This is a genomic window from Microcoleus sp. A003_D6, from assembly GCF_036702825.1.
Classification (GTDB): domain Bacteria; phylum Cyanobacteriota; class Cyanobacteriia; order Cyanobacteriales; family Microcoleaceae; genus Microcoleus.
This window is the reverse complement of record NZ_JAUBWA010000056.1, coordinates 1-8,414: the sequence shown is the minus strand read 5'-3', so window position 1 is coordinate 8,414 and position 8,414 is coordinate 1. Positions and strand designations below refer to the sequence as shown.

The window sequence follows — 8,414 nt, the reverse complement described above, 5'->3', positions numbered from 1 at the left end:
CTCCAGAAATCCAAGTATTAGACGGCACAACGGATATTGCTGATGGTACAACAAGTGCGATCGACTTTGGCAGTGCATTAATTGGCGCGACTCTCAACAAAACCTTTACCGTCAAAAATCTCGGTACAGCAGTTTTAAACCTCAGCAACCTGACTTTACCAACCGGATTTAGCATTGTCGGAAATTTACCTGCAACTGTCGCCGCCAACGGTAGTGCTAGTTTGCAAGTTCAAGTTGATACAACCACTGTCGGAAATAAATCAGGTACGCTGCAATTTGTCAATGATGACAGTAACGAAAATCCCTTTGATTTTGCGATTTCAGCATCAGTCACAGCAACTGCTGCACCAGAAATCCAAGTATTAGACGGCACAACGGATATTGCTGATGGTACGACAAGTGCGATCGACTTTGGCAGTGCATTAATTGGCGGCACTCTCAACAAAACCTTTACCGTCAAAAATCTCGGTACAGCAGCTTTAAACCTCAGCAACCTGACTTTACCAACTGGATTTAGCTTAGTCGGAACTTTACCGACAACTGTCGCAGCAGGCGCAAGTGCTAACCTGCAAGTTCAAGTAGATACAGCGACAGCCGGAAATAAAACAGGTACGCTGCAATTTGTCAATGATGATAGCGATGAAAATCCCTTTGATTTCGCGATTTCAGCATCAGTCACAGCAACAGCAACGCCCACTCCAACGCCTGCACCTGTACCCACTCCAACGCCTCTACCCGTAACCACTCCAACGCCTGCGCCTGTACCAACTCCAACGCCTGCGCCAGAACCAACTCCAACACCCACCAACGTCATCAACTACTCCACCTCCCCAGTCGGTGTCACCCAAAACTTCGACACCTTCCCCCAAGCTGTAACCGTTATTGGTAGCCCCTTTAACGATAACTTCACAGGCACTAGCGGTGCAGACACCCTCAGTGGAGGCGATGGCAATGACACCATCACAGGCGGTAACGGCAATAACTTGATTGATGGCGATGCCGGGAATGACGTAATTACAGGCGGTAGTGGCAACGACACCATCACAGGCGGTACCGAAAACAATACCCTGACAGGTGGTACCGGTAGCGATATCTTCAGTTTTGTCCCCGTCTCCGGTTCCACATTAGGGGTAAACATAATTTCTGACTTCACGACAGGGCAAGACAAGCTGCAACTCGATGCTGCCCTGGGTTTCACCTCTGCGGCGCAAGTCTTAGCTGCCCTACAAACGACTCCTGCGGGTTTAGTCTTAAACTTAAGCGGTGGCGGGCAAATCTTACTGAATAACATTTCTACCCTGTCGGCTGATGACATCATCTTGGTGAATGCGCCAGCGCCAACGCCCGCACCTGTAACAACGCCCGCGCCTGATACCAATTGCATTTGCGACAAAATTGAGTATCCCAATCTCAACCAACCCAACCAACCAATTGATAACATTATCAATGGTGGTGTTCTGCTAATTGGTACTCCCAGCAACGACGCTTATTTTGGCAGCAACAACCCCAATATCTTCGATGCCAAAGAAGGCAACGACAACCTGATTGGTGGCGAATTTAATGATATCTTCAACGGCAATGAAGGCAATGACTTCATTGACGGCAATCAGAGAGACGATATTCTGTTTGGCGGCAAAGGAAACGACATCATTCTTGGTGGTTTTGGTGAAGATGTTATCTTCGGGAATCAAGGCAATGATTCAATTAACGGCAAAGAAGATAATGACTTAATCTTTGGTAATGAAGGCAATGATTTCATCGACGGTGGCAAAGGAAACGATAATTTATTCGGCGGTAAAGAAAACGATGTAATTCTCGGCGGTGAAGGCAATGATACTCTCTACGGACAACTCGGAGATGATACTTTCTGCGGCGGTGCAGGAGATGACCTAGTTTATGCAGGTCAAGGCAATGATTTAATTGACGGCAGCTTGGGCAACGATTCGATTTATGGAGACTTAGGCAATGATACGCTTCTCGGTTGCGAAGGTAATGATATTTTGTTTGGAGGTTTAGGCAACGACAGTTTAATTGGCGGTTTGGGAAATGACACTTTTGTCATCGGATTTAATCAAGGATTTGATATTGTCTCGGATTTTGTCAAAGGTCAGGATTTCATCGGATTGTCGGGAGGTCTGAGTTTTGACCAGTTAGAAATTAGTCAGGACAATAACAGTGCGCTGATTAAGTTAAAGGGAAGTGGAGAATTAGTTGCTTCTTTGAGTGGAGTCACCGCCACCCTAATTGGTGTTAGCGATTTCCGAATAGTCTGAGCCTAAAATAACGCAGATGAAATCATATTCATCTGCGTTTATCTCCCTTGATGGTAAAAAAATAGACCTCTTGCAAAAATCCTTTTAATCAAATTCTGGAACGGGCTCTCCGGCCCATTCCACAAGAAAAAAAATTTTGTGGGATGGGCATCTTGCCCGTCCTAGTTAGGGCTTGCAAGAGGTCTATTAATTCTGCCTTGTGCCTTCTACTTTCTGCCCGTTGCTGACTAATTGCCCGATCGCCTTTACCGCAATTCTCGGATGAAAAAGTACCGCCGGCGACTCAATCAGGTGCAGAACTTCCAAAAATGCTTGACAAACCTTCGCATCCCCCACAAGCACTTTTAACACCAGATCCATGTAATCAATTGTCAGCCGCGTAGCGAGGTTTGGTTTTGCACCTTCACTTAGACGATAGCGCGAATCCTGACTGATAGCAAACGTCCAAGGGATAGCGTGTAATTTTGCGAGTTTTTGTTGAAATTGTCGCGCCAAGCCTGTTAAATTGCCTTCTGGATAGCGCTGCCGCTGATGCAGCAGGCATTCATCTAGCATCTGAGCATCGAGTGCAGCAACCGTCATTCCCTGGCCGTAAACTGGGTTGAAAGCGCAAACTGCATGACCGACAATTAGCAAGTTTTCAGGATAGCGGCGGAGGCGTTCGTAGTGGCGCAAACGGTTTTCAGTACCTCGATAACTATAAACTGGTGCGATCGCCTCTGCGTCTTTAATTGCATCATAAATGATCGGAGTTGGCAGACTGCGGGCAAATTCTACAAAACCTGCTTCGTCTGCGGGGGGATAATCGCGATCGCCCCCGCCGAGAGTCACCAGCCAGCGATCGCCTTCGATCGGGAAAATTGCACCGCCGCGAGTGCGAAATGGCGGCGCTGTTGACACAAATACTGGCGCTGTGTCTGAGAATTTACCGCTGCATTCATAGATGCGGGTGGCATAGCCGACAAAAGCATTAATAACCGTTTCTGGCGGAGGTTCGTAACCGAGTTTTTTCAACCATTTAGGTGTTTGAGAAACTTTACCGCTAGCATCGACGACTAAATCTGCATTCAAATTCTCTTCATTGATGTTACCTGGATTGTGGCGATCGCGAAAACGCACCGACACGCCAGCAACCTCCGCGCGCGAGGAATTCGCCAGCAACCCCGTTACAGTCCCTCCTTCGAGGAAATGCACGTTCGTATTTTCAGCCAAGCGGCGGCGAATTTGCCGATCGAGCAAATCCCGACTAAACATAATTAGGGCTTGCTGAATAAAAGTAGAAAGCTTGCCAAATAAGGGGTTAAAGCTTTTTTCGCTCAAACAAGTGCAAGTTATAGGATTATAGAGGCTCAAAACCCTTGCACTTTCCTTATTCATTTCTGGCTAAATTTGGGAATTTAGGAATAAACCTACTATTTTTCAAGCTGTGTAGCCTCGTTTTTCCATTACCTACACTTTTTCAGCAAGCCCTAATTAAATCGTTGAGATCCGGGCTAAAAAGCGGTGCCCAACCCGCCGGACTAAACCACCCGATCGACCTCGGATCTAAACTAGGAGCACCAGCAGCTACCAGTTCGTTTTCCAAGCCGGGAAAAAACTCTTCTAGGATGATTTTCCCCCTATTTAAAAGGATATGAAGGTGACGGGATTGAGGAATCCCGGGGCGAGGTGCGGGTTTTTCGGGGAAAAAATCTCGTTCAACAATACTTACCCGATCGAAGTGTTTTGCTAATACCCTAGCAGCCAACAGTCCTGCTAGACTGCCGCCAATAATAATGGCATGAGTTTCTCGCTGCATCATCCCATCCTTGGAAGGCTAATAACTAATACCATGTTTACAAAATTATTGCGATCAAACAAGTGTTGCATTTGTTTACCATCTACCAGGAATTACCCAGGTGCGTCGCCATGAGATTGTCGATCTTTGTTTAGGGATTTTTGATGGCGACGCACCCTACGACTAACAATTTTTTTCTCTTTTTTCTGTTCCTCTGCGCCCTCTGCGCCCTCTGCGGTTCATTAAAAAAAGTTTAGTTCACAAATCAAACAAGATTCACATAGCACAAATATCTCTAAAATAACATTAGGCCGCAGACATATTTATACACTTCCAACTGTAGGGGGATGCTTTAGCTCGTCAATAAGACGATGCTTGCCATTGGGGGCATGAGTCTAAAACTATATAATTAGTCAACTCGCGCCAACGATCGCGCGCACCCACCCTTTAACGAGGAATATACTATGTATCAAAATTTGCCAATAAATCCAGAAATGTATAACATCGGGTTCTGGCTGGCCCAAGTGCCGGTAGAGCAGACTACTACAACAAGCACAGTAGAGGACGCAGCACTTCTCTATTCCGGGCCACAATTTTTTATCGCCCTAATCGCTGGAGTCGTTCTAGCCTGCGCTTTCCAACTCTTGCTAACAAATTTATCAGTAGCCGCGGGCCTTTCCTACATGGGACAATCCCACGACGACGACCACCACTCCGATAGCGTCAGCCCCCCAGTCCGCCACATCGGCCGCAAAGTAGGCACTTGGACGCTAATCACCGTCACCGTCGCCCTATTCTTTGCTTGTTTGCTGGCAGTTAAGCTCAGCTTGATTAGCAGTCCCGGTTTAGGTGCGATCGTCGGTTTAGTCGTCTGGGCCACCTATTTCTCGCTCCTCGTCTGGGTGAGCTCTACCACCGTCGGTTCCCTGATCGGTTCCGTCGTTAACACCGCGACATCAGGCGTTCAAGCCATTTTCGGCACCGCAGCGGCGGCCCTCGGCGCGAAAGCAGCCAGCAACCAAGTAGTGGCCACAGCCAAAGCAGCAGCAGCAGCAATGGGCCAGGAACTCGGTAGCGCGATCGACCCTACAAGCTTGCGAGAAAACGTCGAAGACTACATCCAAAGCCTCAAACCGCCGGAATTAGACATCAAAGCGATGCGTGGCGAGTTTGAAAAATTGCTCAACGATCCCCAACTCAAAGCAATTGCTGGCGAAAATTTGCCGAATCTCGATCGGCAAACTCTCGTAGATTTAGTAAGTTCGCGATCGGACTTGTCAAAACGCGACGTAAACCGGATTGTAGACCAACTCCAAGATGCTTGGAAACAAGTAGGAACACAAGGCCAGAAATCAGACGGCATCGCCCAATTGGTAGATTATCTCAAATCAGCCAAATCAGGAGATTTGGTCTCAGATAAATTGGCAAGTAGGGTAGAACAAGCCCTCAGCAATCTGGGCGGTCAAAATTCCGGACAAAGCCCGACCATGATGTCCCAAGCAACGACAATGGCTGTCAATGCTTTAATGGGGATAGTTTTGGGCCGCACGGATATTTCCGACTTAGATGTTGAAAAAGTAATGGGTCAGCTTAAAGTAGCTAAAGACAAAGTTACCCAGCAAGCTGATAAAGTTACCGCTCAAGTCAAAGGCGAACCCGAAACTTACAGTCCAATTCGTGCCGATGTAGAAAACTACTTGCTCAACACTTATTCGTGGCAGATGAACCCGCAAGCGATCGAGCGCGAATTTCGGGACGTGCTCTACGATCCTACCGCAGATCCCGGAACAGTCCGCCGCGAATTAGAAAAACTCAAACAGTCGAATTTTACGGAAATCCTGGCCAGTCGAGGCGTTTTTACCCAAGACAAAATTAAAGAAATTTCCCAGGAGTTAGAAGGAATTAGACAGCGAGTGTTGCAAACCGTTATCTTTGCGGAGGAGCAAGAAAAAGCTCGCGACTTGCAGTGGCGGGTGGAAACTTATCTGAAGCTGACACCGAAAGAGGAACTGACAGCAGCAGGTATCGGGAGCGATTTCAAAAAAATCTTAGAGGATTCCGACGCTACTTACGAACAGTTGCGCGATCGGCTTTCTCCTTACACCCGCGACAGTTTCGTGCAAATCCTCAGAGGCCGCGAAGGCTTCGGCTTCCAGGAAGTAGAACAGATTGTTAAAGAGTTGGAAAGGACGCGAGATGTAGTTTTAGCAGATGCTAAAGGTCTGCAAGAAGCAGCGCAAGTCCGACTAGACAACCAGTGGCAAAGAGTGCAAGAATACTTGAAGTCTACGGGCAAAGAAGAACTCAATCCCGAAGGCATCAAGCGCGATTTGAAAACGCTGCTGGACAACCCGGAAGCGGGAATGTGGGCGCTCAGAGCAAGAGCTTCTAAGTTCGATCGCGAAAGTTTGGTAAAATTGCTATCTCAGCGGCAAGACCTCAGCGAAGACCAAGTAAATCAGCTTCTCGACAGCGCCGAAGAAACTTGGCAAAGCGCGCTCGCCGCGCCGCAAAAATTGGCAGAAAAAGCTAAGGATCAGTACGATCAAAGCACCACTGCCCTTGCAGATTACCTCCGCAATACTGGCAAGTCAGAACTCAATCCAGAAGGGATTAAGCGGGATTTGACCAAATTGATGGAAAATCCCAAGGAAGGAGCTTTAGCGCTGCGCGGAAGGCTATCTCAGGTCGATCGCGATACTTTGGTAAAACTGCTTTCTCAGAGAGAAGATTTGACGGAGGAACAAGTCAACCAAATTATCGACCAAGTGCAGGATACTCTCGGCTCGATCGTGAAAGCGCCGCGCCGTTTGGCCAAGCGGGTGCAAACTCAAGTGCAAGATTTTCAGGGTGTTTTAGAGGATTATTTGCGCAATACGGGCAAGGATGAATTAAATCCCGAAGCCATCAAGCGCGACTTGCAACTGCTGCTGCACGACCCGAAAGTCGGTGCTTACAGTTTGGGCGATCGCTTGTCGCACATCGATCGAGCTACAGTTGTTTCTCTGCTTTCTCAGCGCCCGGATATTTCTGAAGCAGAAGCCAATCGGATTGTCGATCAAATTGTGTCGGTGCGCGACCAATTCCAACAGCAAATTCAGAAAATACAGGAGCGCATTCAGTCCGTAATTGACGGGATTCTCGGAAAAGTTCGGGATTACCTCAATTCGCTCGATCGCCCAGAACTAAATTACGAAGGCATTACGCGGGACGTGCGGAAGTTGTTTGACGATCCGCAAGCCGGATTTGACGCTTTGCGCGATCGGCTGGGTCACTTCAACCGCGATACTTTAGTCGCGCTAATTAGTTCTCGCGAGGACATTTCCGAAGCAGATGCCAACCGCTTGATCGACCAAATTGAAAGAAGCCGCAACAGCGTCTTGCAAAGAGCAGAACGCTTGCAGCAAGAAGCGCAGCTTCGCCTCGAAAGCATTAAATTGCAAGCTGAAAAACAAGCGGAAGAAACCCGGAAAGCAGCAGAAGTTGCCTCTTGGTGGCTGTTTTTCACTGCTCTTACTTCGGCAGTAGCAGCAGCAGGCGCCGGTGCTTTAGCCGTCATCCGGTAAAAAAGACTCAAGTTGCGATCGGATCGCAAATAGTGCCTGATGTTAGTTTCTACTGACATCAGGCATTAATTTTAGTAAAGGATTGTCTCGTGGGTGGGAACGGGTTTTTTTAATTTATTTTTTAATTTATTTACACTGTTTAAGCTTATTGGCAAACCCGCTCATAAGCTGTGTTGCATCTAAATTGCCTATGGTATTAGAGAGGGAGAGGGTCCGATGGGGATCGGGGGAGAGGATTTGACGATTGTTCGATCGGGACTCGAAATATACAATTTAAATGCACAACAGCTTACAGTTTTTTTAAATAAGGTGCAAGCTGTGAATTTATACATCTTAATTAGCTGTTTTGATTCATTCAAAATAGAAAAGTAAAAAGCATAATTTTTTGATTGTCTATTTTATTTTGGGATGTAAGCGAAAAATCTGCGGATATTAGACCTCTTGCAAAAATCCTTTCATCAATTGATGGGACGGGCTCTGGGGCCCATCCCAGAAGAAAAAATAACTCTTGTGGGACGGGCTCTGGGGCCCGTCCTAATTATTTTTGCAAGAGGTCTATCTAATACTATATTTAGGATTCTCAACCCAGTACGCCTGTTCTCCCAACCGCCCACCTCCCTGGCTGCGTCAGTATCAAACGCGAATTGTTTTGAGTTCGATCGCCCGTTTCTTTTGAGAATGCCGATCGTCAGGTTATAACTTGTAGGTCATAGGTTGTGCATAATAGACCTCTTGCAAAAATCCTTTTAATCAAATTCTGGAACGGGCTCTGGGGCCCATTCCACAAGAAAAAAAATT

General features: G+C 47.2%; 4 protein-coding genes. 2 read left to right on the top strand and 2 right to left on the bottom strand.

Annotated elements, in window-relative coordinates:
• Nucleotides 1-2,273, top strand: a 2,273-nt coding sequence (locus QUB70_RS16770) for a choice-of-anchor D domain-containing protein (protein ID WP_332982044.1), incomplete at its 5' end; no start/stop codon positions are given.
• A 186-nt stretch (nt 2,274-2,459) separates the two neighbouring features.
• On the opposite strand, the gene QUB70_RS16765 is transcribed toward QUB70_RS16770, so the two are convergent.
• Together QUB70_RS16765 and QUB70_RS16760 are read right to left on the bottom strand one after the other, a co-directional pair.
• Nucleotides 2,460-3,650, bottom strand: a complete 1,191-nt coding sequence (locus QUB70_RS16765; RefSeq protein ID WP_332982042.1) for an NAD(P)/FAD-dependent oxidoreductase — start codon at nt 3,648-3,650, stop codon at nt 2,460-2,462.
• Nucleotides 3,651-3,732: 82 nt separating this feature from the next.
• Complete coding sequence (locus QUB70_RS16760) at nt 3,733-4,074, bottom strand: hypothetical protein (protein WP_332982040.1); 342 nt, start codon at nt 4,072-4,074, stop codon at nt 3,733-3,735.
• A 440-nt stretch (nt 4,075-4,514) separates the two neighbouring features.
• Between QUB70_RS16760 and QUB70_RS16755 the strand changes: the two genes are divergently transcribed.
• Nucleotides 4,515-7,616: an MFS transporter gene (locus QUB70_RS16755; protein ID WP_332982038.1), complete on the top strand. Its 3,102-nt coding sequence runs from the start codon at nt 4,515-4,517 to the stop codon at nt 7,614-7,616.
• Nucleotides 7,617-8,414: the final 798 nt, after the last annotated feature.

Excerpts from the sequence above, each read along its gene's own strand:
- QUB70_RS16755 (WP_332982038.1), top strand. The coding sequence starts at position 4,515 with ATGTATCAAAATTTGCCAATAAATCCAGAAATGTATAACATCGGGTTC.
- QUB70_RS16765 (WP_332982042.1), bottom strand. The coding sequence starts at position 3,650 with ATGAATAAGGAAAGTGCAAGGGTTTTGAGCCTCTATAATCCTATAACT.
- QUB70_RS16760 (WP_332982040.1), bottom strand. The coding sequence starts at position 4,074 with ATGATGCAGCGAGAAACTCATGCCATTATTATTGGCGGCAGTCTAGCA.